21 protein-coding genes and 1 pseudogene are annotated in these 23,587 nt (G+C 59.1%); 9 read left to right on the top strand and 13 right to left on the bottom strand.

The genetic code is table 11. The features are described 5' to 3' along the window. Positions 1 to 271 precede the first annotated feature (271 nt). Positions 272 to 862 (bottom strand): annotated as a pseudogene (locus ACZ500_RS18430) (IMP cyclohydrolase); the annotation flags it as partial. A gap of 396 nt (positions 863 to 1,258) precedes the next feature. Here ACZ500_RS18430 and ACZ500_RS18425 point away from each other — a divergent pair. Continuing rightward, positions 1,259 to 1,723, top strand: a complete 465-nt coding sequence (locus ACZ500_RS18425) for a flavodoxin family protein (protein ID WP_464228904.1) — start codon at positions 1,259 to 1,261, stop codon at positions 1,721 to 1,723. A gap of 77 nt (positions 1,724 to 1,800) precedes the next feature. Here ACZ500_RS18425 and ACZ500_RS18420 read toward each other — a convergent pair whose 3' ends face one another. From ACZ500_RS18420 to ACZ500_RS18400, 5 genes are read right to left on the bottom strand one after another with little or no spacing between them, the layout of a single operon-like run. Beyond that, on the bottom strand, positions 1,801 to 2,229 hold the full coding sequence (locus tag ACZ500_RS18420; RefSeq protein ID WP_464228902.1) for a DUF1178 family protein: 429 nt from the start codon (positions 2,227 to 2,229) through the stop codon (positions 1,801 to 1,803). A gap of 10 nt (positions 2,230 to 2,239) precedes the next feature. Next, the gene (locus tag ACZ500_RS18415; RefSeq protein ID WP_464228901.1) at positions 2,240 to 2,944 is read right to left on the bottom strand and encodes a helix-turn-helix domain-containing protein; all 705 of its coding nucleotides are present in this window, start codon (positions 2,942 to 2,944) and stop codon (positions 2,240 to 2,242) included. 44 nt (positions 2,945 to 2,988) lie between these two features. Beyond that, a complete protein-coding gene (locus tag ACZ500_RS18410; RefSeq protein WP_464228900.1) occupies positions 2,989 to 3,543 on the bottom strand; it encodes a 2-oxoacid:acceptor oxidoreductase family protein in 555 nt (184 codons plus the stop codon). After that, a complete protein-coding gene (locus ACZ500_RS18405; protein WP_464228899.1) occupies positions 3,543 to 4,283 on the bottom strand; it encodes a thiamine pyrophosphate-dependent enzyme in 741 nt (246 codons plus the stop codon). The genes ACZ500_RS18410 and ACZ500_RS18405 overlap by 1 nt, the downstream gene beginning before the upstream one ends. Continuing rightward, positions 4,284 to 5,303, bottom strand: coding sequence for a 3-methyl-2-oxobutanoate dehydrogenase subunit VorB (locus tag ACZ500_RS18400; protein WP_464233081.1), 1,020 nt, complete (start codon positions 5,301 to 5,303; stop codon positions 4,284 to 4,286). It lies immediately after the preceding gene. Between the two features lie 400 nt (positions 5,304 to 5,703). Here ACZ500_RS18400 and ACZ500_RS18395 point away from each other — a divergent pair, with 400 nt between their 5' ends. After that, positions 5,704 to 5,838 carry a hypothetical protein gene (locus ACZ500_RS18395; RefSeq protein ID WP_464228898.1) on the top strand — a complete coding sequence of 45 codons (135 nt, stop codon included), beginning with the start codon at positions 5,704 to 5,706 and terminating at the stop codon, positions 5,836 to 5,838. Positions 5,839 to 5,996: 158 nt separating this feature from the next. Here ACZ500_RS18395 and ACZ500_RS18390 read toward each other — a convergent pair whose 3' ends face one another. From ACZ500_RS18390 to ACZ500_RS18380, 3 genes are all read right to left on the bottom strand, one after another. Next, entirely contained in the window at positions 5,997 to 6,200 is a 204-nt protein-coding gene (locus ACZ500_RS18390; protein ID WP_464228897.1) for a 4Fe-4S binding protein, read from the bottom strand. A 92-nt stretch (positions 6,201 to 6,292) separates the two neighbouring features. Continuing rightward, a complete protein-coding gene (locus tag ACZ500_RS18385) occupies positions 6,293 to 6,499 on the bottom strand; it encodes a dodecin family protein (protein ID WP_464228896.1) in 207 nt (68 codons plus the stop codon). A 42-nt stretch (positions 6,500 to 6,541) separates the two neighbouring features. Beyond that, the gene (locus tag ACZ500_RS18380; protein ID WP_464228895.1) at positions 6,542 to 7,534 is read right to left on the bottom strand and encodes an aminotransferase class IV; all 993 of its coding nucleotides are present in this window, start codon (positions 7,532 to 7,534) and stop codon (positions 6,542 to 6,544) included. A gap of 352 nt (positions 7,535 to 7,886) precedes the next feature. Between ACZ500_RS18380 and ACZ500_RS18375 the strand changes: the two genes are divergently transcribed. Together ACZ500_RS18375 and rsmG are read left to right on the top strand one after the other, a co-directional pair. Then, entirely contained in the window at positions 7,887 to 8,540 is a 654-nt protein-coding gene (locus tag ACZ500_RS18375; protein WP_464228894.1) for an LOG family protein, read from the top strand. A gap of 22 nt (positions 8,541 to 8,562) precedes the next feature. Continuing rightward, positions 8,563 to 9,201 carry a 16S rRNA (guanine(527)-N(7))-methyltransferase RsmG gene (gene rsmG, locus ACZ500_RS18370; protein ID WP_464228893.1) on the top strand — a complete coding sequence of 213 codons (639 nt, stop codon included), beginning with the start codon at positions 8,563 to 8,565 and terminating at the stop codon, positions 9,199 to 9,201. Between the two features lie 556 nt (positions 9,202 to 9,757). On the opposite strand, the gene ACZ500_RS18365 is transcribed toward rsmG, so the two are convergent. The 3 genes from ACZ500_RS18365 to ACZ500_RS18355 all read right to left on the bottom strand — a co-directional run bounded on the left by ACZ500_RS18365 (position 9,758) and on the right by ACZ500_RS18355 (position 11,533). After that, entirely contained in the window at positions 9,758 to 10,381 is a 624-nt protein-coding gene (locus ACZ500_RS18365) for a TetR/AcrR family transcriptional regulator (protein WP_464228892.1), read from the bottom strand. Positions 10,382 to 10,637: 256 nt separating this feature from the next. After that, a complete protein-coding gene (locus tag ACZ500_RS18360; RefSeq protein WP_464228891.1) occupies positions 10,638 to 10,850 on the bottom strand; it encodes a dodecin family protein in 213 nt (70 codons plus the stop codon). 227 nt (positions 10,851 to 11,077) lie between these two features. Continuing rightward, a complete protein-coding gene (locus ACZ500_RS18355) occupies positions 11,078 to 11,533 on the bottom strand; it encodes a Mut7-C RNAse domain-containing protein (RefSeq protein WP_464228890.1) in 456 nt (151 codons plus the stop codon). 578 nt (positions 11,534 to 12,111) lie between these two features. On the opposite strand from ACZ500_RS18355, the gene murA reads away from it, so the two are divergent. From murA to radA, 3 genes are all read left to right on the top strand, one after another. Beyond that, the gene (gene murA, locus ACZ500_RS18350; RefSeq protein WP_464228889.1) at positions 12,112 to 13,368 is read left to right on the top strand and encodes a UDP-N-acetylglucosamine 1-carboxyvinyltransferase; all 1,257 of its coding nucleotides are present in this window, start codon (positions 12,112 to 12,114) and stop codon (positions 13,366 to 13,368) included. Positions 13,369 to 13,371: 3 nt separating this feature from the next. Continuing rightward, entirely contained in the window at positions 13,372 to 15,858 is a 2,487-nt protein-coding gene (locus ACZ500_RS18345; protein ID WP_464228887.1) for a DNA internalization-related competence protein ComEC/Rec2, read from the top strand. Between the two features lie 292 nt (positions 15,859 to 16,150). After that, positions 16,151 to 17,521, top strand: a complete 1,371-nt coding sequence (gene radA, locus ACZ500_RS18340) for a DNA repair protein RadA (protein ID WP_464228886.1) — start codon at positions 16,151 to 16,153, stop codon at positions 17,519 to 17,521. Positions 17,522 to 17,743: 222 nt separating this feature from the next. On the opposite strand, the gene ACZ500_RS18335 is transcribed toward radA, so the two are convergent. Beyond that, complete coding sequence (locus ACZ500_RS18335; protein WP_464228885.1) at positions 17,744 to 18,496, bottom strand: DUF6125 family protein; 753 nt, start codon at positions 18,494 to 18,496, stop codon at positions 17,744 to 17,746. 279 nt (positions 18,497 to 18,775) lie between these two features. On the opposite strand from ACZ500_RS18335, the gene smc reads away from it, so the two are divergent. Both smc and ftsY read left to right on the top strand, forming a co-directional pair. Continuing rightward, positions 18,776 to 22,348, top strand: coding sequence for a chromosome segregation protein SMC (smc, locus tag ACZ500_RS18330; RefSeq protein WP_464228884.1), 3,573 nt, complete (start codon positions 18,776 to 18,778; stop codon positions 22,346 to 22,348). Positions 22,349 to 22,512: 164 nt separating this feature from the next. Continuing rightward, positions 22,513 to 23,532, top strand: a complete 1,020-nt coding sequence (gene ftsY / locus ACZ500_RS18325; protein ID WP_464228883.1) for a signal recognition particle-docking protein FtsY — start codon at positions 22,513 to 22,515, stop codon at positions 23,530 to 23,532. The last annotated feature ends 55 nt before the right edge of the window (positions 23,533 to 23,587 follow it).

Below are 23,587 nucleotides of genomic sequence, written 5' to 3'. Positions count from 1 at the left end.
TTGCGTTGGGAGTCCGGGGCTGTGGAACAGCCCCGAGGCTGCAGTAGCGACAACATTGAAATCGGTCCGGATCATGTTCTTCTGTGATTTTCAATGCATCTATGCCCGTTGGCCGGAAGAGCCGGGGCTGGACGGGGCCGGGAGCTGCCGAACCTTCCAGGCGGTCTATTGCGGGAAAAAAGGACGGTATGTCCACAAGAATATGCCCTGCAGGGAGAAGATTCCACGAGCCGCAAAATCCGAGTCCGACGGGCAACCGGATACCCTATAACGTGATTCCGCTCAGATACTGCGAGATCGCGCCGTCATAGCGATGGGTTAGGGCGAAGACCTTTTTTGCCAGATCGAAACGTGTTTTCAGAGTGGTTTCTCCGCCCGATGCCGCCATTTCATCCAGGACCCGGCGATAATCCGCTGGATCGACGATGACCGTGACATCCCGGAAGTTTTTCGCTGCAGAGCGCAGCATGGCCGGTCCCCCGATGTCGATGTTTTCTATGGCCTGGTCCAGAAGGACTTCGGGGTCCGCCACCGTCTTTTCAAATTGATAGAGATTGACGACGAGCATTTCGATGGTCTGAATGCCATGGCGCGACATCATGTCCCTGTGTTGGCGGTTGTCTCTCAAGCCGAGCAGCCCGCCATGAACCTTGGGGTGCAGGGTCTTGACCCGCCCGTCCAGCATTTCAGGGAATCCGGTGTATTCCGAGATGTCCGTGACCGTGAGGCCCCCTTCGCGCAGGGTTCGGGCTGTCCCGCCGGTGGAAAGGATCTGGACCCCGAAAGGGGTAAGAGCCGATGCGAAGTCTACGATACCGGCTTTGTCAGTGACGCTGATGATCGCGCGCTCGATCTTAGCCATGGTTTGCCTCCTGAGATGATTTGTGTCCAAGCCCGGTAAGGATCTTCAGCGGCTGCGCCGGCATCAGGGGTGATTCGCCGCTCCGACTTACCGGGTTGAAGCGCAGCCATCATGGAAATGCCGTCCCGGAAGGACGCGGGTTCTCATTCAAATGAATCGACGTTTTACGACCGCCCCGCCTCCGAGCCTGAGAGGCGTCCAAGGCGAGCACCCTGTATAATCCAAAACGACGCTTTTGGCAACCGCCTGATCGGATTTGCGCCGTGGAGGAGGACAGCCTTGCGTTTCCGGGAAGGGATGCAGAAGACGGTATAGGTTCAGAAGAAGGGGAGGCACAGGGCTTGCTCTGGAGGCGGCGGAGGGGCGTTCCACGGACGGGTGCAAGGGAGAATCTTCATGGCATGTTCAATCCTGGTCGTTTATCATTCGCAGGGCGGCAACACGCGCAAAATGGCGGAAGCCGTTGTGGCTGGGGCCCGAGAGGTGGAGGGTGTCCATGTCGTCCTGAGAGACGCATTCCGGGCGACGCTTGCGGATCTGATCGAATGCGACGGGCTGGCCCTCGGCTCGCCCGAGTATTTCGGGTACATGGCGGGAATGGTCAAAGATTTCTTTGACCGGACCTATGAACCCGCCCGCCGCGAAAAAAGGGTGTTCAAGAAACCTTACGCAGTCTTTATCAGCGCCGGGAACGACGGTCGCGGCGCCCTTGCGGCGATCGAGCGGATCTGCATCGGCTACCCGTTCAAAAAGGTCTATGAGGCGGTCATCGCGCGCGGAGAACTGACGGAAAAGATCCTGGCGGAATGCCGCGAATTGGGCCAAACCCTCGCGGCCGGCTGTGATGCGGGCATTTATTGAGGGTGATCATCCAGGAAAGGTCGGCTCGACCGATACTTGTCAGGGCTGGAGGCGGCCTCACCGTTACCGGGTGAGAATCAATTGGTCTTTTGGCTGTCAGGGCTTCCAGGGACAGGGAATTTAAAAAATTCGACGCCCTCTTCCTTGAGGATCTTTTCCTCTTCATCGGTAGCCGAACCCCGGATGTTCCGCTTTTCCGATACCCCGTAATGGATCTTGAGGGCCTCTCCCGCAAATTGTGTGCCGACATCGTCGAAGGTATCGTGGATGTGCCGAACGATCGCCATCGCGAGTGCGTGGTAATCGATGGGGTGGGATTCGTCGCGCGCCGGTTCGGGAGAGGTCTTTTTGATGGCTACAGGAGACATGAGCCTCCTGATATTGCAGTCCTCGCAGTAAGGGCAGGTGATCAAGTGTCTGGCGTTTTGATCCTCGAAGGCCTCGAGGTTGTCGAACCAGCCTTCGAAGACGTGATCTCGAGAACACTTGAGATCGAAAGCGATCAATACGGGCGCCTCATCGTTCTGTGTAGAGAACGGCGAGAATCCTCGCCGGTTTGTCACCGTGACACTTCACCAGGTGGGGAACGGTCGAGTCATAGTAGATGGCATCCCCGGTTTCGAGCACATATCGTTGGTCTTCCAGGTAAACCGCCATTGCGCCTTCGAGGACATAGATGAACTCCTGCCCGTCATGGGTCGATCGGTCTTCTTCGGTCTCGGCGGGTGCCAGCACCACGATGAAGGGTTCCATGTGGCGGTCGACCTTGTGCGGGGCAAGGGAGATGTATTCATATCCATAGCGTTTGCCTTTGTTGGAATCGTAGCGCGATACGACCTTGCGGTCGTGGCTGCGCACAATGGTAAACGGGCGGTTTTCCTGGCCGGATATGAAATAGCCCATCTTCATTTCGAGCGCCCTGGCCAGCTTGATCACCGTGCCGAGGGGCGGCACCACGGCGCCGTCTTCGATAGAGGCGAGGAGACCCACATCCAGGTCGGTTCGCCTGGAGACGTCTTCGAGCGTGAGTCCCCGTTTCTGCCGCACTGCACGGACCCGCTGGCCGACGTCGACTTCCTCATCCTCATCCTCGACCGGCTCGCCGGGGATGCTGTCCATGAAATCCTTTTCCTGGCTCTGCCTCGCGAATTGCTCGTTGATATCGCTGAGGAAGTCCTGGTAGGCATCCCGCGCCTCATCACGGTTCCGATCCTTGTCCATAACGCCGACCTGCCTTTCCTTTTTTTACGGGAAGAAGGGCTTCATCACGGATGCCCATTGTCTGCAGCGAAACGGGCGCCCAGCTCCAGAGCTTTACCATTCAAGTCTATCATGTTATGATAACGCTGGTCAAGAGCACCGTAAAGGGCTTTCTTGAGGGAGCGGACCCTGACGACGGCCGTGCGCCGCACGGCCGCGCCGAGGACCACCATGTTGGCCAGACGTTCGTTTCCGAGTTCCAAGGCCAAATCGCGGCTGGGAACCAGGAGGCAATCTACCCCGCGGAACTGCACCGCTTGTTCGGGGATCAAAGAAGCATTGACTACCAGTGTTCCGCCTTTGCGGACCCGGGGTCCGAACTTGTCTAGAGAGGGGCGATTCATGACGATGGCGGAGACCGGCCGCTGGATGATGGGCGAGCCGATTTCCCGGTCGGAGATGACGACAGTGCAGTTGGCCGTTCCTCCGCGCATCTCGACGCCGTAGACCGGCATGTACGTCACCTTTTTCTTTTCACCCATGGCGGCGTAGGCGAGGATGTTGCCCATGAGAAGGACGCCTTGGCCCCCAAAACCCGCTATGATCGTATCGAAATACATTAGGCTTCACCCCCCTTGAAGATGCCCAGCGGAAAATAGGGGATCATTTCTTCCTTGACCCGCCGGTTGGCACGCTCGGGAGACATTTTCCAGTTCGTCGGACAAGCGGAGAGAACCTCCACGAAGCCGAACCCCTCGCCGTTGATTTGAACCTCGAAGGCGCGCTGCATGAGCTTGCGGGTCTTCAGCAGGTTCTTGGGCGTGTCGACGGCACCGCGGGCGGCAAAGGTCGTGCCGGTCAATCCGCCCAGAAGTTCGGCCATACGGATGGGAAAACCGTTTACGGCCGGGTCTCTTCCGAAAGGCGTCGTGGTGGTCTCCTGGCCCGGCATGGTCGTGGGGGCCATTTGGCCGCCGGTCATTCCGAAGACTGTATTGTTGACAAAGATGACCGTGAGGTGTTCTCCGCGGTTGGCGGCGTGGATGATCTCGGCGGTCCCGATGGCCGCCAGATCGCCGTCGCCCTGGTAGGTGAAGACGAAGCGGTCGGGGCGGGCCCGCTTGACGCCTGTCGCAACGGCCGGTGCTCGACCGTGCGGGGCCTCGAGCACATCGACATCCAGATAGTCGTACAAAAACACCGAGCAGCCGACCGAGGCGACCGCAATAGACGTCTCCTGCAATGCATACCGGTCGATGCATTCGGCCGTCAAACGGTGGATGATGCCATGGTGACACCCCGGGCAGAAGTGAAATGGCACGTCAATGAGGCTGCGGGGTCTTCCAAAAACCTGCTCCATTTATGCGGTCCTCTTTTTGTAGACTTTGGCGATTTCATGAAAGAGTTCGTCCGGTGATGGGATGGAACCGGGTGGCCTGCCATAGAAATCCACCTGGTTTTTCTTGTGGCCGACGGCAAGCTTTAGGTCTTCCACCATCTGTCCCGTACTCAGTTCGACCGCCATGAAATTCCTCACCTTCCGGGAGATCTTTTCCAGTGCGGCGTAGGGAAATGGATAAAGGGTAATGGGCCGCAGGAGGCCGATCTGCATGCCCTTATCACGCGCCATTCCGAGGGCGCTTTTCACGATGCGCGCCAGCGATCCGAACGCCACGACCACCAGCCTTGCATCATCCAGGTTCTGCGTTTCAAAGCGGATCTCGCGTTTCATCTGCTGGTACTTGCGGTTGAGGAACCAGTTGTGGTCGGTGAGTTCACCCTCGGAGAGGTAAAGGGACTTGATGATCCGCTGGGGCCTACCGGCGGCACCCGTGAGGATCCACTCCTTTTCAACGGGTTTTCCCTTGTACGGGCGCGTTTTCAAAGGCTCTTTCATCTGGCCCAGCAAAGCGTCGCCGAGGATCAAGACCGGGTTCCGGTACCTGTCGGCCAGGTCGAAGGCGCGCATCGTGAGGTCATAGGCCTCCTGGACGGATGAAGGGGCCAGAACGATCGTGCGGTAATCCCCGTGTCCGCCGCCCCTGGTCGCCTGAAAGTAGTCGCCCTGAGACGGCGAGATCCCCCCGAGGCCCGGGCCGCTGCGGCTCATGTTGACGACGACGCCTGGTATCTGGCTCCCGCACATATAGGAAAGGCCTTCCTGCTTGAGGGAGATGCCCGGGCTCGACGAGGAGGTCATCGCACGGGCCCCTGTGGCGCTTGCCCCGAGAAGCATGTTGATGGAGGCAATCTCGCTCTCGGCCTGTATGAAGACCCCCCCGACCGCCGGCAGATGTTTGGACATATACTCGGGGATATCGTTCTGCGGGGTGATGGGGTAGCCGAAGTAAAAGCGGCATCCGGCTTCGATGGCGCCCATGGCGATGGCTTCGTTGCCCTTTACGAACAAAGTCTCCAAACTGATTTTCTCCTCGACTCCGCCGCTTGCTCAAGCATCGGGAAGCGATGAGCGTCTCGAACCGGATCTTTTCCAGGCGCAAGACGACGGTTTTTCTTTTAGGCCAAGGCCTCTTCAAATCCTTGAATTGAAGACGGCCTGTTCCTCCGGCCCCGGTGGACATCGGTGTTATAAATTTGCGAATATCCGAAGCGGCGGCCGGGTTCCTTGCCGAGAGGTCTTTTTGCCGGTTGCTGTCAAGGCCTGATGACCTTCAGGTATTTGGCCGGCACCGCAGGCCGCGCACCCGATCTTCGCGAGGTGAGGGCGATGAACAGGCAGCCCGTTTCTGGAATGACAACCGGGCAGTTTCCATCCGGAAATGGTCTTTTTGGCCAATCTCGGCGTCAATCTGCACGTTTGCTTGTGCGGCGACCTGCAGGTCGCCTCCGCGCAAACGCTTGATTTACTTGATATTGGCCAAAAATCCTCATTTCCGGATTGGAAACTGGGTTGATCTGGATAAAGCATTTCCGGATGAACACCAGGTAGTATCCAAAGGAGGTTCCGGACGAAAGTCCGCCGCATGAACGGCCCTGCAGAACAATTCGGTTTATGAAAATGGGTTCTGAACCGGAGAGCGAACAACGCTTTAAAAGCCTTTACGGATAAACGTCACTTATAAACAGTAATCACCACATCAGGGCACATCTCGGCGCACAGTTTGCATCCGGTGCATGCGTCCATATCGCTGATGTGCGCGGTGGGATAACCCAACAGATTGAGGGAGGAACTGATGCGGATAAGCCCTTTCGGGCAGGCCAGTACGCAGAGCCCGCATCCCTTGCAGCGTTCTTCTCTAAATTCGATCGAGGCCATGATACAGCGAGTCTTTCTACTCTGTTTCCAACCCCTCTTTGCAGGATCGGGGACACTCGGTTCGACCGGGTTGAATCCGGGATCGAGACCTTTTAGGTTTCGAGGACGAAAATGACCTCGAGGCGCACACGGAACTCTTTGATTTGTCCTTCTTCTACGGAGACACGCTGCTCGATGACCCGCAACCCCGTTATTCCCCGCAGGGTGCGGTTCGCCCTTTCGAAACCGACCCGGAGCGCTTCGTCGAAACTGTGGGGCGAGGCTGCGATGATCTCCGTTACCCTTGCAACACGTTCCATATCTACCTCTCCTGTTTCCAAATCGAATCCCCTTGGCGCTCTTTAATCTCCGTCTTCCCAATCGACGGGTGTGAGCAATCGCTCGTTGGTCCGCATATCCTGTCGAAGAAGTCTGGACAACCGGGCATAGGCGGGGCCGGGAAGGCCGTTGCCGATGGTGCGGCCGTCGAACCGGACGACCGGCAGGATGTCGAGAGATGTTCCGGTCAGGAAAACCTCCTGGGCCTGATAAGCTTCCTCGGCTGATATCTCCCCAAAAGCGGCACCCTTGAGGTGCCCTTCTTCCACCAGTTGCAGGGCCAGTTCGAAAACCCGCTGCTCGGTGATACCCGAAAGTGTGGTATCCAGACCGGGGAATTTCAGGACGCCCTCCGCCGTGACCACCCCCAGATTTTCTGTCGATCCCTCCGCAAGGAATCCCTTTTCATCCAACCCGACGGAATACCCGCACCCCGCCTTGATGGCCTCCATCTTCATCAGGACGTTGGGCAGATAGTCGCACGACTTGATGGTGGCGAAAAAGGATTTCTTGATGGGGATGTGGCTTGTAATGATGGGGATTCCCTGGAGATACAGGGCTTCAGGTACCGCCTTGAATCGGATCACGTTGATGTATAACTGGCTCTGCGGACAGTCGAACGGATTGGCGGTGAAACTTCCAGGTCCCCGTGAGAGCATCAGCCGGATCAGGCATTCTTTTTGACGGCCTTTCCGTACGAGAAATTGGATCAGGTCTTTGATGTCGGCGTAGACTTCGGGTGGGTTCAGGGCGATGGCCTGGGCGGACCGGTTCAGCCGCTTGAGATGCTCCTCCATCTGATAAATACTGCCGTCGACGCAGCGCATGACATCGAAGACGCCGTCGCCCCGGTGGACGAGGTGATCGTCGATGGGGATCAGCATCAGAGCGGGATCCGTCGTGAATCCTCCCCACTGGGTCGAGTACATTGCAACATACTGATGCTGCCAGGGTTTTTCCCGGGCGACCAGACGGTCGAAGAAATCGGTCCTGGTGATCTCTGGAAGTTTCATCATCGATAACGAAAAAACCCTATGGTTCGCGGTGCGCAGATCTCTGGCACCGGAGCGCTGAATGCGGTTGGATGCCTTCCTGCAGAAAGGCGGAAAATGAAACCCTCCGGCTGATACCGACGGTGACTAGTGCTTGACACCACTATATCCAAAAACTACTATGCTAGCCGATCCGGCCAGAAAGCTAAACAATTAAATTGCAAAAAGCAATTATTTTTTAGTTTCCGCTTTGAAAGGGGATTGAAGCGCACGGGTCGGCACCCGGGGCCCGGCCCTGGAGAATCGGAGTGCCGCTGATCGTTCACGGTTGAGGCGTGGTCCCGCTGCTCGACCAAACCAGAAAGGAAGCTTTCCCATGACTGAGAGGCAGTATCTGGTGGATGATATCACCGTCAGGGATACCTGGCGTATGTTCCACATCATGGCGGAGTTTGTCGAAGGCTTCGATGTGCTGCCGGAGGTGCACCCGGCGGTCAGTATTTTCGGATCCGCGCGCGCTATGCCCCAGAGCCAGGCCTACAAAATGACCCTGAAGACCGCCCGCCTCCTGGTCGAAAACGGTTTCAACGTGATATCCGGCGGCGGGCCCGGTGTCATGGAGGCGGCCAACAAGGGCGCGGCCGATGCAGGGGGCAAGTCCGTCGGTTTGCACATCCAACTCCCGAACGAGCAGCAGGCAAACCCTTATTCGAATGTCAGGCTGAATTTCAAGTATTTTTTCATTCGCAAAGTGATGTTCGTCAAGTATGCCGTCGCTTACATCATTATGCCGGGTGGATTCGGCACGCTGGACGAACTCTTCGAATCTCTCACCCTGATCCAGACCCAACGGATCCGATCCTTTCCCGTGGTCATGATCGATTCCAAATTCTGGGGGGGACTGGTCGACTGGATCAGAGACACCATGATCAAGGCGAAGACCATCTCACCGTCGGACCTCGATATATTCCGGGTTGTGGACACCCCGGAGGAAGCTGTGGGGATCATCAAAAGGCGCGTCATTGTCTGATCTGACGTCTGAAGAATGCGGGATGGTGACTGCATGGGCCGAGGCCCTCGGCCGTCCACTGGATGATCGGGCGCTGGATCTCATGGGGATATACCTCTCTCAGCTTTGGGAGTGGAATCGGCGGATGAATCTGACCGGCCTGCGCTCACGGGAAGAGGTGGTCCGAGAGTTGCTACTCGATTCGCTCATGGCCGGGTCGATCCTGTCTGCAGAAGGGAGTCTGCTGGATGTCGGGTCTGGGGCAGGATTTCCAGCCGTCCCGATCAAGATCTTTCAGCCGGGCGTGACGGTCCACCTGCTGGAAGCCAATGCACGGCGCGTCAGTTTTCTGCGGCATATCATCCGGGTAACGCGGCTCGAGGGGATCGAGGTGTTCAGGGGCAGGGCCGAAGAAGCCCGGTCGGGATGCAGAACGGGCGGTTATGCCTTCGTCACCGCAAGGGCCGTGGCGCCGCCGCCGGAGGCCGTACGGTTGAGCGCGCCCTATCTGGCGCATACGGGAAGGATGGTGCTTTTCGCGGGGCAGGACATAGAACCGGTGCTCGAGGGGATCGATCCGCAGATGCAGGCCTTTTCCCTCCGTGTAGAAAAGGTGTTTTCCTACCGCCTGCCTCGAAAACCGTTGCTCCGGCATCTGTTAATTCTTGCGAAGAGGGGCTGACGCACCCGACGGGGAAGGCCATAACTCGTTTCCATCCGGAAATGGTCTTTTTGGCCCATCTCGGCGTCAATCTGCACGTTTGCTTGTGCGGCGACCAGTAGGTCGCCTCCGCGCAAACGCTTGATTTCCTTGATATTGGCCAAAAATTCTCATTTCCGGATTGGAAACTGGGTTCTATAGGGAAAGCATTTCCGGATGGATACTAACTCATATCCATCCGGAAATGCTTTAACCATCGCGACCCGGTTTCCAATCCGGAAATAATATTAGGATTGACGCCGAGATGGGCCAAAATGACCATTTCCGGGTTGGAAACTAATTCGAAATAAGGAAGCGGATCTCTGTCGGTTGTTTCGAGAAGGAGGGCGATCGTTGCGCTTTCACTCTCAAACCCCTTGTTTTGTCCTGGAGATAGGCGTACCCGCCGCACTCCCTATGGGAAACGGCTTTCCCCGGCGAAAAAACCCGCACTGACACTCGAACGTGCAGCGGTCGATGGCCCGGCTTCAGATAAGAACCAGGCTTCGTTGCGGAGAGACGCAGAGGCGATCAGACGTCAGTGCGACGATTCCAGCGCATGGAAGACCGTTGCCAACTGATTGTCGATGTACTGGTCGAGGGTCAAGCGGTTTTTGAAATGCCAGTGTTTCAAAACCCACATATGGGCCATGATGATGATGTTGTAGGCCATCAGATCGATATCGACCTTTCTGAAAAGGCCCTGCGTGATGCCATCCTCCAGAATAGCCGCGAAGATCCGGCTGATGTCCACCTCCATTTGCATGATGCGTGTCTTGGACGTCCGATCGAGAGAGGCGGATTTCTGATAGAAAAGGAGAACCTTCTCTTTTTCGCGGTCCAAGATCCGATGGTAGATGATCAATGCGATCGCCAGCTTTTCCTCGGGGTCCCGAATGTCCGCGATCTCGCGGGTCAGGTTTTCACGGAAGGCTTCCAGAAGATCTTCCATGATGAGGCGCATGATCTCCGATTTGTTTTTCACATAGTGATAAGTGACCGGCAGGCTTACGCCGGCTGCCTCGGAGATTTCCTGTATCGATGTGGACGCGAATCCTTTCCTGGCATAAAGATTCGCCGCTGTATCGACAATCTGACGACGCACTTTGTCGGATGAGGTGATTTGATCGAGGACCGTCAGCTTTTTGTATGTTCTATACATGGAAACTCTCTCGTGAAGGATTGAAATGGATCGGTAAAAAGGAGATGCGGAGATTTCGCCATGTCGAACCATGCACCGCCCGGTTCCTGTCCAGAAACGGTCTTCGGGCCCTTTGTTCCGGTGACGCTGCGAAGACGCCTGTGCGGCGATCAGGAGGCCCGCACCTTCGATTTTCCGGACGATTTCTTCGAGCCTGGTTGTCGTTTCTGGACTGAACCGCGCCGGTGTTCAAGATGCATTGCAGGACAGAATCCGCCTAGTCTTTGGTATATTTAAAAGAAACGTTCAGCCTCGCCCGATAGGATGTAATCTTTCCGTTTTCCACGGTAACATCCAGTTTGATGATTTCAGCGATCCGAAGATCCCGCAGCGATGAACCGGCGGTTTCGAGGGCGGTCTTGGCCGCCTCTTCCCAGGACACATCGCTCGTGCCCACCAACTCGATAATTTTATAAGTGCTCCCAGCCATTTCGTGTCTCCTTTCCTATGATGTGAAGGTTAGCGCCGACCAGAAGACCTGAAAAAAGTGACCACCTCCTTTCCCGCCGAGGATGGTTGGAGTATGGCTCCAGCATATTATACAAAGCGTGCGGACAAAGCTGCGACCCATCGAACGAGCTTCAGTTTAGCACAAAAACCGCTCTTTTCAAGGGAATCTTTCCAGCGAGAGTGCCGTTTCCAGCAAAACTGCATCCGTCACGCTGCGGCAAAGCCCCAGGCCGCAAGCTGCAACAGCATCCTTTCACGGTGAGTTCCGGGCCAGAAACAGCGCCGGCAGACCGGACAGAAGCGGATGGCTCCATGGTGAATGGTGTAGACATAGTCGGGCACCGTTTGGGAGGCATCATCCGAAGCGGGCATCAGAAGGACGTTGCACCGGATGCAGCGGCTGAACCACTGGGATGGCGGGGGATCGATCCCGAGGGCATCGCACACTTCCCTCAGTTGAGGCCCGGCGCGCTCGGCCCGGATAAGCAAGCCATTCGGGCGGCCTGCCACGCGCGCTCGCTGCCTCGAAAGGAGGATCCGATCCTCCATGGGAAAGTCAGCCGGAAACCCGGGCGTGTATCTCGATCGATAGATGGTATCGAAACCGAGCACCCTCAGCCATTTGGCGAGGCTGCCGAGCATGCTGTCCGCGACGAATCGCATATCTCACCTCTTTCACAGTCTATCTTTGTTGACCGGTAAAAACAATTGTTATAAACCGTAAGGCGTTCGCATCTGAGTGAGGACGGGATGGAGGATGTCCACCTGCTTGGGGTCGAGGGAAGTCGCTTGTGGTGGAAGCCGGGTGCAAATCGAAAAGAGGAAGAGGTCCGGGCCGGTTCCGCCGCAGCGTTTTCCAGCGGCGCGGTGCCGCTGGCGATGTACCTCGGGAAATGGCTTCGCCGACCCATCGGTTTGAAGTTCTTTTCCCTCCGGAAACGGCCTTTTTTGCCAATCTTGGCGTCAATCTGTATGGTTTGGTTGTGCGGCGGCCTGTAGGCCGCCGCACAACCGCTGGATTTCCTTGATATTGGCCAAAGATTCCGGTGTCCGGAGTGGATGATTTGTAGTGCCGGATCATCATTTCGGGACGAAAATCCGTTCGTCTCCATCCAAAAAGCCCGTTTCAGGGTGAAGAAGGGTTCTGGTTGTCGGGGAAGGTTGCGCTGGTTTGGAGGTGGTCATGAGAGAGGCTGGTTCAGGGCCGTCTGGCGGCTGTGCTGAAACATGAGGAAAGAAGAATGGATAAGATGGTGATAGAAGGCGGCCGCCCCCTGCGAGGGGCGGTTTCCGTGAGTGGATCGAAGAACGCTGCCCTTCCGATTATAGCAGGCTGTCTTCTCGGCGGCGGGCGGCATATTCTGCGAAATGTTCCACGGCTGCGGGATATTTCCACGATCGTCAAGATTATGCAGCAATTGGGGGTTCGCTTCGAGGAGGGAGGAAATTTCCTGGGGGTGGACGCCTCTGGGTTGAGCGGGTACGAGGCGCCCTACGATCTCGTGAGGACGATGCGGGCATCGATCCTGCTTCTCGGTCCGCTCCTGGCCAGGCAGGGGAGGGCCAGGATTTCCCTGCCTGGAGGATGCGCCATTGGTGCCCGTCCGGTCAATCTGCATTTGCGGGCCCTGGTGGCCATGGGCGCCGACATGCATCTCGATCAGGGGTATATTCATGCTTCGGCCAGCCGGCTGAAGGGGGCCGACATCTTTTTTGACATCCCGACGGTGACGGGGACCGAGAATATCATGATGGCCGCAGTCCTGGCTGACGGGCGGACCGTTCTGCGCAATGCGGCCAACGAACCCGAGGTGCGGGATCTGGCGGATCTTCTGCGCGCGATGGGGGCGCAGATCGAAGGAGACGGCGGGGATGTCATTACCGTCGAAGGGGTGAAGAGCCTGAGAGCCGTCGAACATACCATCATTCCGGATCGTATCGAGACCGGGACATTCATGATTGCGGCGGCCATGACGGGAGGGGACGTGTCGATCTGCGGCTGCCGGCCCGAACACGTCGGCGCCCTGATAGAAAAACTCAAGGCTGCAGGGGCACTTGTGGAGATCGTTCCGGGGTGCATCAGGGTCCAGGGCTCGGAGGAGATCCGCGGGGTGGATATCAAGACGATGCCCTTCCCGGGTTTCGCGACCGATCTGCAGGCGCAGTTCATGGCCCTGATGTGCGTCGCCCGGGGATCGAGCCTCATCCGTGAGACGATTTTCGAGAATCGTTTCATACACGTGAGCGAGCTCAAGCGCATGGGCGCCGACATCGAAATCAATGGCAACCAGGCGCTTGTCAGGGGGAGGGAGCGTCTCTCGGCGGCCCCGGTCATGGCAACCGACCTGCGCGCCAGTGCCTGCCTGGTGCTGGCGGGCCTGGTGGCCGAAGAAGGGCGGACCGAGGTCAGCCGGATCTATCACCTCGACAGGGGCTACGAAGACCTGGATGTGAAGTTTCGGGGTTTGGGCGCTGCGATCTGGCGCGAGAAAGAATGAACGATGCGCCGGCCGCTTGTTCCCATTCTCTGTGCATGGGTGGCGGGCATCTGGATCGGGCATCGGCTCCAGGTCCCCGGCGTGATCTACACGGCGGTTCTGGGAGGGGCGGCAGCCGGTTTTCTGGCCATGACCCTTCTTTCCACGAAGGGCCGGCGCGTCACGTTTCTGCTCGCGTCCGTCATGATGGCCGCTGCCTTGATCGAGGTTGTCCATCGTCCTGTGTCGATGCTCGATGACTTGGCCTCCCAGGAGCCGGAGGTCGGCCTGGCTGGGACGGTCTTGAACCCTGTCAGCGTCGAAGATGGGCGCAGCCGGTTCGCTCTGGACGTCGATCGGGTCGTGGTCGGCCGGACCGCTCTGAGAGCCGATGAGAAGGTTCTCGTGTCCATTTACGCGAACGCGGTTCCATTGAGGGCCGGGGACAGGGTTCACGTGCCTGCCCGGCTGCGGCTTTTTCGTAATTTTGCGAACCCGGGCGCGTATGATTACGCAGGGAACATGGCCTGTCAGGGGTTCAGCTGCCGCGCTATGGTCTCGGACGGCCGTTTGGTGGTGCCGCTCGGAAGAGGGCATTTGCCCGGCGTGACGACGTTTTTTGAAGAACAGCGGGCACGTTTTCGCAGCCTGTTGACCGGACGCCTCGATCAGCGGACGGCGGCGTTTTCGCAGGCGGTCCTCCTGGGGGATCGAAGCGCCGTGGATCAGGAGATGCAGGACTGCTTCAACGTGAGCGGTCTGGCCCATATCCTCGCCGTCTCCGGGCTGCATATGGGCTTGCTGGCGGGTTTCGCCTTTTTTGGCATGCGCCGGGTACTGCTCTATTCCCGTCATCTGGCCCTCCGTGTCCCGGTCCGTATTCCGGCTGCGGCGGTGACGGCTCTCACGCTCTTCGTGTATCTTGCGATGGCTGGCTTTCAGGTGTCGGCCCAGCGGGCTGTCCTGATGGTCCTGATTTTTCTGGTGGCCGGGATCTGGGGCCGATCGCGGGATATGTGGTCGACCCTGGCGCTGGCTGCTCTGATCATTCTCGCTGTGGACCCGCACGCCCTCTTTTCCATCTCCTTTCAGCTTTCCTTCGGGGCGGTCGTCGGCCTCTTGTGGTTCATGCCTCTTCTCACCGAGAGGCTGCGTCTCGATGCGCCTCGAAGGGGTTTTGAGGGGGCGGTGTTTCGACGGTTGCAAGGGTATTTTGTCGGACTCATGCTGGTTTCTCTGTGCGCCACCCTGTTCTTGATGCCCCTGACGGTCCATTATTTCCATCGCCTCTCCCTGGTGGCGGTCCCCGCCAATCTTTCGGCGGTTCCCATCCTGGGATGCTGGGTGCTTCCATTGGGGCTGCTCGGGGCCTTTGTGTTTCCAGTTTGGGAGGGGGCGGCCGGCGTTTTGGTCGAGATGTCCGCCTGGGGGCAGACGGCTGTGCTGTGGCTAGTCCGTTTCTGGGCGGATCTCCCGTCGGCGGGTGTGTGGCTGCCCACCCCCAACGGGTTTGAGATCCTCCTTTTTTATATGGGGGTGCTGTCCCTCTATTTTTTTCGGCGAAGTCCCTGGGCGAAGCGGCTGGCCGTGCTCGTCGCTCTTCTGGGCTTGTTCGACGCCGTCTATTGGATCAAACGGGTCCATTTCAACGACGATCTGCGCATCACCTATCTGGACGTAGGGCAGGGCAACGCCGCTTTGATCGAGTTCCCCCAAGGGAAAAAGATGCTGATTGACGGGGGCGGTTTCAGCGGAGGAACTTTCGATGTCGGACGAATGGTGGTGGCGCCCTTTCTGTGGCAGGCGAAGATCGGTCAGGTCGATTACCTGGTCCTGAGCCACCCGGAAGCGGATCATATGGGGGGGTTCCCTTTTATCGCGACATCCTTCTCACCCGCCGAATTTTGGTATAACGGAGACCGTGCAGGCAACGCCCTTTACGAGCAGCTCATGGATACCCTGGAGGAGGAGCTGGTCTGCGTGCGTCTTCCGCCGGCCGGGCCGGACGCGGTGACGATAAACGGGGTTCATGTGGAGGCGCTTCAGCCGGGGAAAGACGGGATGGCTCCGGAACTGACCGGCCTTGGCCTCAATAACCGCTCCGTCGTTTTGAGGCTGTCCTATCAGGGGTTCGTTTTTCTGTTTCCGGGAGACATCGAAGGGCCGGCTGAGGCGGTCCTCACCGGGCGCCGCAGGGAGGCCCTGAGGAGCGATGTGCTTCTTTCACCGCATCATGGGAGCGCTACATCGAGCTCTGATGCCTTTCTGGATTGCGTTTGCCCTCGGGTATGCATCATTTCGTGCGGCCCCGGCGACGATTTTCCGGCTGCGCGCACCCTTGCAAGCCTTTCCGGCAGAGAGTGCGAGGTGTTTCGAACGGATCGGGACGGCGCTGTGGTCTGCACCGTTCGAAAGGGGAGGTTGTCGATACGGACCTATTATGGGAGGCGTTTGGAGCGGGGGCCTGCTCACGGCCCGATCCGCGCCGTGCCTGCGGGCCTCCGGTCGTAGGCCGTGCGCACGATTCCGGATTCGGCAGCGCCGTCGTCGCGGGGTTTTGGAGGGGATGGCATGGTCCCGGAAATTTGATGATCCCGGAGGAAAGCCATTCTCTTCAAGATCGATCGGTGCGGAAGGAAAAGGACGGAGGAGATCTTCGAAGGCCTGGCTCATGCGTTTTTTGGTTTTTTTGAGTGGGAGTGATAGCGTACCGGCTTCGGCCTCTTTCAGGGCCGCTTCCATCCGGTGCTGCCGGTCGAGAAGCGCGCAGACGGCCAAAATCATTTCGGGATGGGTGTTCATCATGGGAGCAGGAAAAACGAAGCATCTTTTTGTCTGCCGCAGCTGCGGCTATCAGGCGCCCAAATGGCTCGGGCGCTGCCCGGATTGCGGATCCTGGGACAGCCTTGTGGAGGAGACCGAGGCGGGGGGGGCGGCGGGCCGCTCGGGGGGACGCCGGTCGTCCATGGGGCGGCCGGAGCCGATCGGGTCTATTTCTCTCGAGAGGGAGATGCGTTATGTCACAGGCATCCCCGAGTTCGACCGCACGCTCGGGGGAGGTGTGGTGCCGGGTTCGGTGATCCTGATCGGGGGTGAGCCCGGGATCGGAAAGTCGACGCTGATCCTGCAGATCCTTGCACGGCTGGCCGAAGCGGGACTCGCCACCCTGTATTTTTCAGGGGAGGAATCGGCCCAACAGATCAGGCTGAGGGCCGACCGGCTCGGGATCCGGGCGGATCAGCTTTTTGTCCTGACAGGGACGTGTATGGACGAACTGCTCGACCGGGTTGGAGAGCTGAAGCCGGCGCTCCTCGCCGTCGATTCGATCCAGACCGTTTATTCTCAGGATCTGGGGGCCGCGCCCGGGAGCGTCGGCCAGGTGCGGGATGCGGCCGTGCGCCTGATGGACCTGGCGAAGGGATCCGGCATCCCGGTTTTCCTGATCGGGCATGTCACCAAGGAAGGGGCCATAGCGGGCCCGAAGGTCCTGGAGCACCTGGTGGACACGGTCCTGTATTTCGAAGGGGATCGCGGGCATCTCTACCGTATCCTCCGGGCGGTGAAGAACCGTTACGGACCCTGCAACGAGATCGGCGTCTTCGAGATGAAGGACGCCGGCCTCTGCGAAGTCGGAAACCCGTCCCGCATCTTTTTGGAGGAGCGGCCGGAGAATACGTCCGGATCCGTTGTGTTTCCGTGTCTGGAGGGGACGCGGCCGCTGCTGGTCGAAATTCAGGCGCTTGTGGGGCCAAGCTCGTTCGGGGTGGCGCGGCGAACGGCTTCGGGCATGGATCAGCATCGCATCGCGCTGCTGGTGGCGGTGCTCGAAAAGCGTCTGGGGATGCAGCTGGCGGAGCAGGATATCTTCGTCAATGTCGCCGGCGGTCTGCGGGTGGACGAGCCGGCTGCAGATCTTGGACTCGTTTCAGCCCTGATGTCGAGTTTTCTGGACCGTCCGGTGCCCCAGGACTGGGTCTTTTTTGGAGAGGTCGGTTTGGCGGGAGAAGTGCGCGGCGTGAATCAGCCCGACCTGCGCATCCGTGAGGCGCGAAAGCTCGGCTTCGGCCGCTGCTGCCTGTCCCGCAGCAATCTCGAAGGGCCTCAGCCGGTGGAGGATATGCAGCTGACGGGGGTGCGATCGATTCAGGAACTCTTCGAAGTGCTCTTCGGGTAGCACAGGGCTGTCGCCGCCGTCCGCGTCGGACGGGAGGGTTTTTCCTGATCGAAGAAGGGCTTTTGACCCACGCTTGTCACCTTCCGGCAGCTTTGCCCGAGCGTGGATGGAAGCCGGGTTTCTCACCTGAAAAGGTCCGGCCTTTCCATTCAGGGCCTGGATGCCGCCCGGGTCGTCAGGCCTGGCGCTTCGCTATGCCAAGGCCTTTCAGCCGGAGAGGACTCATGAGGCGTTTTCCAGGCTGAAGCGCCAGGCGCAATACCATTCCTCGGGGTGTGGACCCGGCGGACAGCCGAGGCACTCGGTCTTGATCCGGGGATCGATGGCCTCGGCGAAATAGGTGTATTCGACCAGTCCGACCGATGTGCACGGGTAGTCGTCCAGGCCTTTGCGTTTGCGGGCCGACTGAACGCGGCAGTCATTCATCTGGAAGACGAAGCTTTGTGGCCCCTCGTCGATGATGGTTTGAACGTTTACCCGGGCGTAGGTGCGAAAGTGCAGGGCCGTCTTCAATCCCTCCAGCCCCGGACGCTCGGGCAGTTGAAGCAGGTTGCGGATGGACCAGGCCTCGAAGGGCGAGTAACGCGTCCAGCAGGAGTCGTTGCAGCGCTTGGCGTCGTTCATCCCGTGGGCGAACTCGACGGCCTGAAACCAGAGGCCGTCGTTGGCGAGCCAGTTCTTGGAGACTTCGTCCGCAGCCTCGAGGAGTTCTTCCCGGGAGCGTTCCAGAAGAGGCTTGGGTATCCCATCTACAAGGTCGAAGTTGAACAGTTTGGCAAGCCGCTTCATTTGCACCGCATAGCTCTCTTTGTAGGCCGTTCCCAGGACGGCCAGGGCCTTGGGCATACCCATCTGATGCTCTACTTCCCTGAGCCAGAGCGTGTGATGAACGGCTATGCGGTGGAAGATATCCAGCACGAACCGGGCCAGGTCTTCCTTGCTCATGTCTTCGGGTCTCGTGACTTCCTCTGCCATGGTTTCGTCTCCTGGTGTGATGGAATCGGCGGTGGGTGCATGTTTCATGTGAAACATCACCGCTTCATACCATGAACCCGCGTTCTTTGGCAAATCGATTTATCTGTCGAGCAGGGTCTCTAGATACTATATATTGCCTTTTGTGTGCCTGTCCGCCACAGGATATGGTATTTCTTCTTTACAACGGAGCTCAGATAGGCTATAAAATCAAACCGATAGCCATTTCCTGCTGATGTACTGCTCCGTCTGAAGGAGGTATCGGCCTTACAGGAGGCGCACATGCGTATCAAGAAGCTCTCCATCCGCGGATTCAAGTCCTTTATGGACAGGGTCGACATCGCTTTCCCGAAAGGGATCAGCGGGGTGGTGGGGCCGAACGGCTGTGGAAAGAGCAACATCATCGACGCCATCCGCTGGTGCATGGGGGAGCAGAGCCCCAGACAGCTGCGTGGCCTGCGCATGGAGGACGTGATTTTCAACGGGGCCGGCGATTACAAGGCCTTTGGGATGGCCGATGTGTCTCTGCTTTTCGACAACGAGGACGGGGCTGTGATCCATCCGGCCTTCCGGCATGATCCGGAGATCGCTGTCACCAGGAGGCTTTACCGTTCCGGCGAGAGCGAATATCTCATCAACGGCGCCGCCTGCCGGCTGAAAGACATACAGGAGCTGTTCATGGATACCGGCCTTGGCAATAAGGCTTACTCCATCATCGGTCAGGGGCGGATCGGCAACATCCTGGAGCAGCGGCCGGAGGAGACCCGGGTGATGCTCGAAGAGGCCGCGGGAATTACCAAGTTCCGCAGGCAGGTGGAGGTGACGGGGAAAAAGATAGAACTCACCGAGGAGAACCTGCGGCGGGTCGAGGATGTCCTTGGCGAGGTGGAGCGGCAGATGCGCTCCCTCCAGCGCCAGGCGGCCAAGGCAAGGCGCTACAAGGAGATCTCGGAAGAGATCGGCGAACTCGAACTGACCTTGGCGTCCAACGCCTATCAGCAGATGCTCGGTGAACTGGAAGATCGTCTCCGGGCCACCGAAGGCCTGGCCGAACAGGAAATCGAACGGACAGCGGCGCTTGCCCGGGCCGATGCCGAGACGGCGGCGCTCGAGGGGATGAAGCAGGAGGCCGAAATGGCGCTCAAGGATCTCAGGCGCCGCCATGATGCCTTGAAAGAGATGGTCCACCGGCAGGAATCCTTCCAGGAGTCCCTCGGGTCCGAGATCCGGGTGCAGAATGAGATGGGCGAACGTCTCCTGCAGGAAAAGGCCGACATCGAGCGGCGCTGCACGGAATTGGCCCTAGAGCGGCAGACCCTCGAGCGGAGCGCGGAGGAAAAACGCCTTGCCGGGGGTGAGTTGGAGCAGGAACTCGTCCTTCGCCGCAACCGGTTGAAGGCGCGCCGGGAGGCGTTCCAAACGCTCAAAGCCGAGTTCGAAGCGGCGCGGGAGGAGATCCTGTCCCGGGACAAACGGCGGGCGGGCCTGAGCCAGGAGTCGGGCTACCTGGAGAAGATGATTGCCCAGATCGTCGATCGTCGCTCGCGACTGGGGGTGGAAAGGGCCGCTCTGAAGGAGAAGATGGAAAGGGTTATGACGGCCTCCGAGACGCGGGCGCTTGCGCGGGAAGCCGTCGCGGAGCGGCTGGACGAGATCGAGGATGCCATCGCCGGGGAGTCTGAACTTCTGGATGAGCTGAAGCAGGTCGGAAGGCGAGTAGAGGCGGAGTTCAGGTCGGCCGAAAAGGAATGGACGGTTTCCCAGACCCGGCTGGGGAGTCTCCAGACGCTTCTCGACAATTACGAGGGGTACCGGAAGGGTGTGCGAACCATCATGCGCGCGCAGGACCTCGTTTTGCAGAGAGAAGGCAGGATTCTCGGTCTGGTCGCTGATATGATCGATGTCCAGCCGCGCTACGAACAGGCGGTGGAGGCGGTGTTGGCCGATAATCTCCAGTCCGTGATCGTTGCGACGCAGGAAGACGGGCGGCAGGCGATCGAGTATCTCAAGAAAGAGGACCGCGGGCGGAGCAGTTTCGTACCGATCGAGGACCTGAACGGGGCGGACGGCAACGGTCGCAAGACCTATCCCGGCGCCCGTCCCCTGATGAGCTTCATCTCCTGCCCCGAAAAATACGCACCGCTCTTTGGCACGCTGCTTGGACGGACGCTGGTGGTGGATGACCTCGAAACCGCTCTCAAGGCCTGGAAGGCCAACGGGAAAGATTGCTGTTTCGTGACGGTCGACGGGGACATGGTGGATGCGCGGGGCGTTATCAGCGGGGGACGCCTTTCGCGGGTCACACAAGGGCTGCTCGCGCGCAAACGGGAAGTGGTGGAGTTGAAGGCGACGGTCGACGCGGGGCGCACCCGCGTGGAGAATCTGAAAGGGCGCCTCGAACAGATCGAATCGGAGATCGAAGACCGGCGCCTGGCCGTCGAGGCCCTCGAGGAGCGCAGGTGGGACCTGCGTGATGAGCGCAATGAGCTGGACAAGGCAGTCTTCCGGCTGAGCCAGGAAGTCGATCAACTGCAGAATATGTCCGAAAGGGTGAACGAGGACCTCGAGCGGAAGGACAAGGAGCGGATAAGGCACCAGGCGGAACTCGATAAGGTCAAGGCGGCCCTGGATTTGTGCACCGCCCGCCAGGCTCGGGAGGAAGCGGCTTTCAGGGAGAAGGAAGCGGAGGTCGAGGCGGCTGCGGAAGAGGTCGAGCGGCTGAAGGATGCCCTCGCACAGGCGGAGAGCGACGATCGGCTCTGGCGGGAGGAGCGGAGGGGGATCCTGCGCGACATCGAGCGGTTGGATGCCTACGCGCAAGAGGCCGCCGGCCGGCTGGCGCGCATCGATGAGGCGCTGGCCGAAGGCCTCGAAAAGAAGGCGCTGGCCGAAGAAAGACGCACGGCGGTGGCCCGTGAACTCGGTTTCGCCTATGCGGATCTGCGCGAGATGCAGGGCTGGATGGAGGAGAAGGAGCGCGCGTTTCTGGCGCTCCTGGAGGAAATGAAGGCTGTGGAGGCCGCCGCCGGGCGAATCAGGGGTGAGATACAGGACCTCAGGGAACGGATCAACCGTCTCCGGATGGCCCATTCCGAGATCCGCCTTCAGATGCAGGCCCTCGTGGAAAAGATCCTGGAGAATTTCAACCTGGATCTGTCCGCTGTTTTCAGGGGCCACCTGCGGGAGGCGGTTTCGAAGACCGACCTCGAGAACGAGATCAAAGAGAAAAAGGCGCGTCGCCTTGCCCTCGGAGAAGTGAACCTCGTGGCCATCAGGGAGTATGAGGCCCTGAAGGAACGGTATGACTTCATCCAGGGGCAGCGGCAAGACCTGATCCAGTCCATCGACTCCCTCAGGGCAGCCATCCGGAAGATCAACCGGACCTCGCTCGAGAGGTTCCGCGAGACGTTTGAACAGGTCGACGCCAAACTGAAGGAGATCTTTCCGATCCTGTTCAACGGCGGGGAAGCCGGTTTGAAGCTCACCGACGAGGAACGGCCGCTCGAAAGCGGTGTCCTGGTGGAGGTGAGGCCTCCGGGCAAGCGGTTGAGCCACATGGGGCTCCTTTCGGGCGGAGAGAAGGCCCTGGTGGCGATGGCCCTGATCTTCGCCATCTACATGATCAAACCCAGTCCTTTTTGCCTTCTGGACGAAGTGGATGCACCCCTGGACGAAACGAACGTCGACCGGTTCAATCATCTGCTGCTCGAGATCAAGCGCGCTTCGCAGATCATCATGGTGACGCACAGCCGGAAGAGCATGTCCATCAGTGACCGGCTGTTCGGTGTGACCATGGAGCAGGCCGGGATATCGAAGCTTGTGTCCGTGGATTTGGAGAGGGTCGGACGGCATTGAATCGATGGACGCCTGAGCGGGCCTTTGCCTGCGGTGTCGTTGCGGCGTCGCTGGCCGTTGCGGTCGTTCGGGCGGTTTTCCAGGCGCGATTGGCAAAAAAACCCCTTTCCGGGTTGGAAACTCATGGAAATTAATTGAGGCATAGGCAAGAGGCTTGAACAACCATGCTCAAATTTTTTTCGAAGAAACAAGACCATAAGGATCAACCTCCTGACCAGCGGGACGCAGTCGCGGAGAACCGTGTTCACGCGCCGCGGCCGGTGGACGAGCAAGGCTTTTTTTCGAGGCTCAGGGAAGGGCTTTCCAGGACCCGGACCGGTTTTACCGGGAGGCTCGACCGCCTGTTTCTGGGAAAAAAAGAGATCACCGAAGATCTCCTCGAGGAACTGGAGGAGATCCTGTTTACATCCGATATCGGGGTGGCGACAACCCAGGAGTTGATCGAAGAGGTGCAGGCGAAGGTTGCCCGAAAGGAGCTGAAGGATCCCCAGAAGCTGAAGGAGGCCCTGAAGGAGATGATCTCGTCCTTTCTGGAGGTTCCACTCCGGCCGCACGGTGCTCCGATGTCCGGTGAGCCGCTGGTGATCATGGTGGTCGGTGTGAACGGCGTCGGCAAAACGACGACTATCGCCAAGGCGGCGCATCGCTTTCGGACCGAAGGGAAGGGGGTGATGCTGGTGGCGGCGGACACGTTTCGCGCCGCAGCCGTCGAGCAGTTGTCGATCTGGGGGGAGCGGGCGGGGGTCCCCGTGATCAAACAGCAGAAAGGGGCCGACCCCTCGGCGGTCGCCTACGACGGCGTGGCGGCGGGCCTCGCGCGCAAGGCGGATGTGGTGTTGATCGACACGGCGGGGCGGTTGCACACCCGGACGAATCTGATGGAAGAGCTTCAGAAGATCAACCGCGTCATCGGCAAGAAACTGCCCGGGGCCCCTCACGAGGTCTGGCTGGTCCTGGACGCCACGACGGGGCAGAACGCCATCTCGCAGGCGGAGCTTTTCAACGAGGCCGTAGGGGTGACCCACATCGTCCTGACCAAGCTCGATGGCACCGCGAAAGGCGGGATTGTGGTGGGTATCTCGAAACAGCTCGGCATCCCCATCAAATTTATCGGCATAGGGGAGAAGATGGACGATCTGAGGCCTTTTGTCCCCCGTGATTTCGTGCAGGCCATCTTCGAATAGGCTGTTCGTGAATGATCGTCCGCATCCCGCCCCGTCCGAGAGCAAAAACCGAACA

The organism is Desulfatiglans parachlorophenolica, assembly GCF_055394735.1.
This window is presented reverse-complemented; position numbering and strand designations above follow the sequence as displayed.

Excerpts from the sequence above, each read along its gene's own strand:
- ACZ500_RS18425 (WP_464228904.1), top strand. The coding sequence starts at position 1,259 with ATGGCATGTTCAATCCTGGTCGTTTATCATTCGCAGGGCGGCAACACG.
- rsmG (WP_464228893.1), top strand. The coding sequence starts at position 8,563 with ATGGTGACTGCATGGGCCGAGGCCCTCGGCCGTCCACTGGATGATCGG.
- smc (WP_464228884.1), top strand. The coding sequence starts at position 18,776 with ATGCGTATCAAGAAGCTCTCCATCCGCGGATTCAAGTCCTTTATGGAC.
- ACZ500_RS18335 (WP_464228885.1), bottom strand. The coding sequence starts at position 18,496 with ATGGCAGAGGAAGTCACGAGACCCGAAGACATGAGCAAGGAAGACCTG.
- ACZ500_RS18405 (WP_464228899.1), bottom strand. The coding sequence starts at position 4,283 with ATGGAGCAGGTTTTTGGAAGACCCCGCAGCCTCATTGACGTGCCATTT.
- ACZ500_RS18380 (WP_464228895.1), bottom strand. The coding sequence starts at position 7,534 with ATGATGAAACTTCCAGAGATCACCAGGACCGATTTCTTCGACCGTCTG.
- ACZ500_RS18345 (WP_464228887.1), top strand. The coding sequence starts at position 13,372 with ATGCGCCGGCCGCTTGTTCCCATTCTCTGTGCATGGGTGGCGGGCATC.
- ACZ500_RS18400 (WP_464233081.1), bottom strand. The coding sequence starts at position 5,303 with ATGGGCGCCATCGAAGCCGGATGCCGCTTTTACTTCGGCTACCCCATC.
- ACZ500_RS18395 (WP_464228898.1), top strand. The coding sequence starts at position 5,704 with ATGGTCTTTTTGGCCAATCTCGGCGTCAATCTGCACGTTTGCTTGTGC.
- ACZ500_RS18360 (WP_464228891.1), bottom strand. The coding sequence starts at position 10,850 with ATGGCTGGGAGCACTTATAAAATTATCGAGTTGGTGGGCACGAGCGAT.
- ACZ500_RS18375 (WP_464228894.1), top strand. The coding sequence starts at position 7,887 with ATGACTGAGAGGCAGTATCTGGTGGATGATATCACCGTCAGGGATACC.
- murA (WP_464228889.1), top strand. The coding sequence starts at position 12,112 with ATGGATAAGATGGTGATAGAAGGCGGCCGCCCCCTGCGAGGGGCGGTT.
- radA (WP_464228886.1), top strand. The coding sequence starts at position 16,151 with ATGGGAGCAGGAAAAACGAAGCATCTTTTTGTCTGCCGCAGCTGCGGC.
- ftsY (WP_464228883.1), top strand. The coding sequence starts at position 22,513 with ATGCTCAAATTTTTTTCGAAGAAACAAGACCATAAGGATCAACCTCCT.
- ACZ500_RS18365 (WP_464228892.1), bottom strand. The coding sequence starts at position 10,381 with ATGTATAGAACATACAAAAAGCTGACGGTCCTCGATCAAATCACCTCA.
- ACZ500_RS18355 (WP_464228890.1), bottom strand. The coding sequence starts at position 11,533 with ATGCGATTCGTCGCGGACAGCATGCTCGGCAGCCTCGCCAAATGGCTG.
- ACZ500_RS18390 (WP_464228897.1), bottom strand. The coding sequence starts at position 6,200 with ATGGCCTCGATCGAATTTAGAGAAGAACGCTGCAAGGGATGCGGGCTC.
- ACZ500_RS18415 (WP_464228901.1), bottom strand. The coding sequence starts at position 2,944 with ATGGACAAGGATCGGAACCGTGATGAGGCGCGGGATGCCTACCAGGAC.
- ACZ500_RS18385 (WP_464228896.1), bottom strand. The coding sequence starts at position 6,499 with ATGGAACGTGTTGCAAGGGTAACGGAGATCATCGCAGCCTCGCCCCAC.
- ACZ500_RS18410 (WP_464228900.1), bottom strand. The coding sequence starts at position 3,543 with ATGTATTTCGATACGATCATAGCGGGTTTTGGGGGCCAAGGCGTCCTT.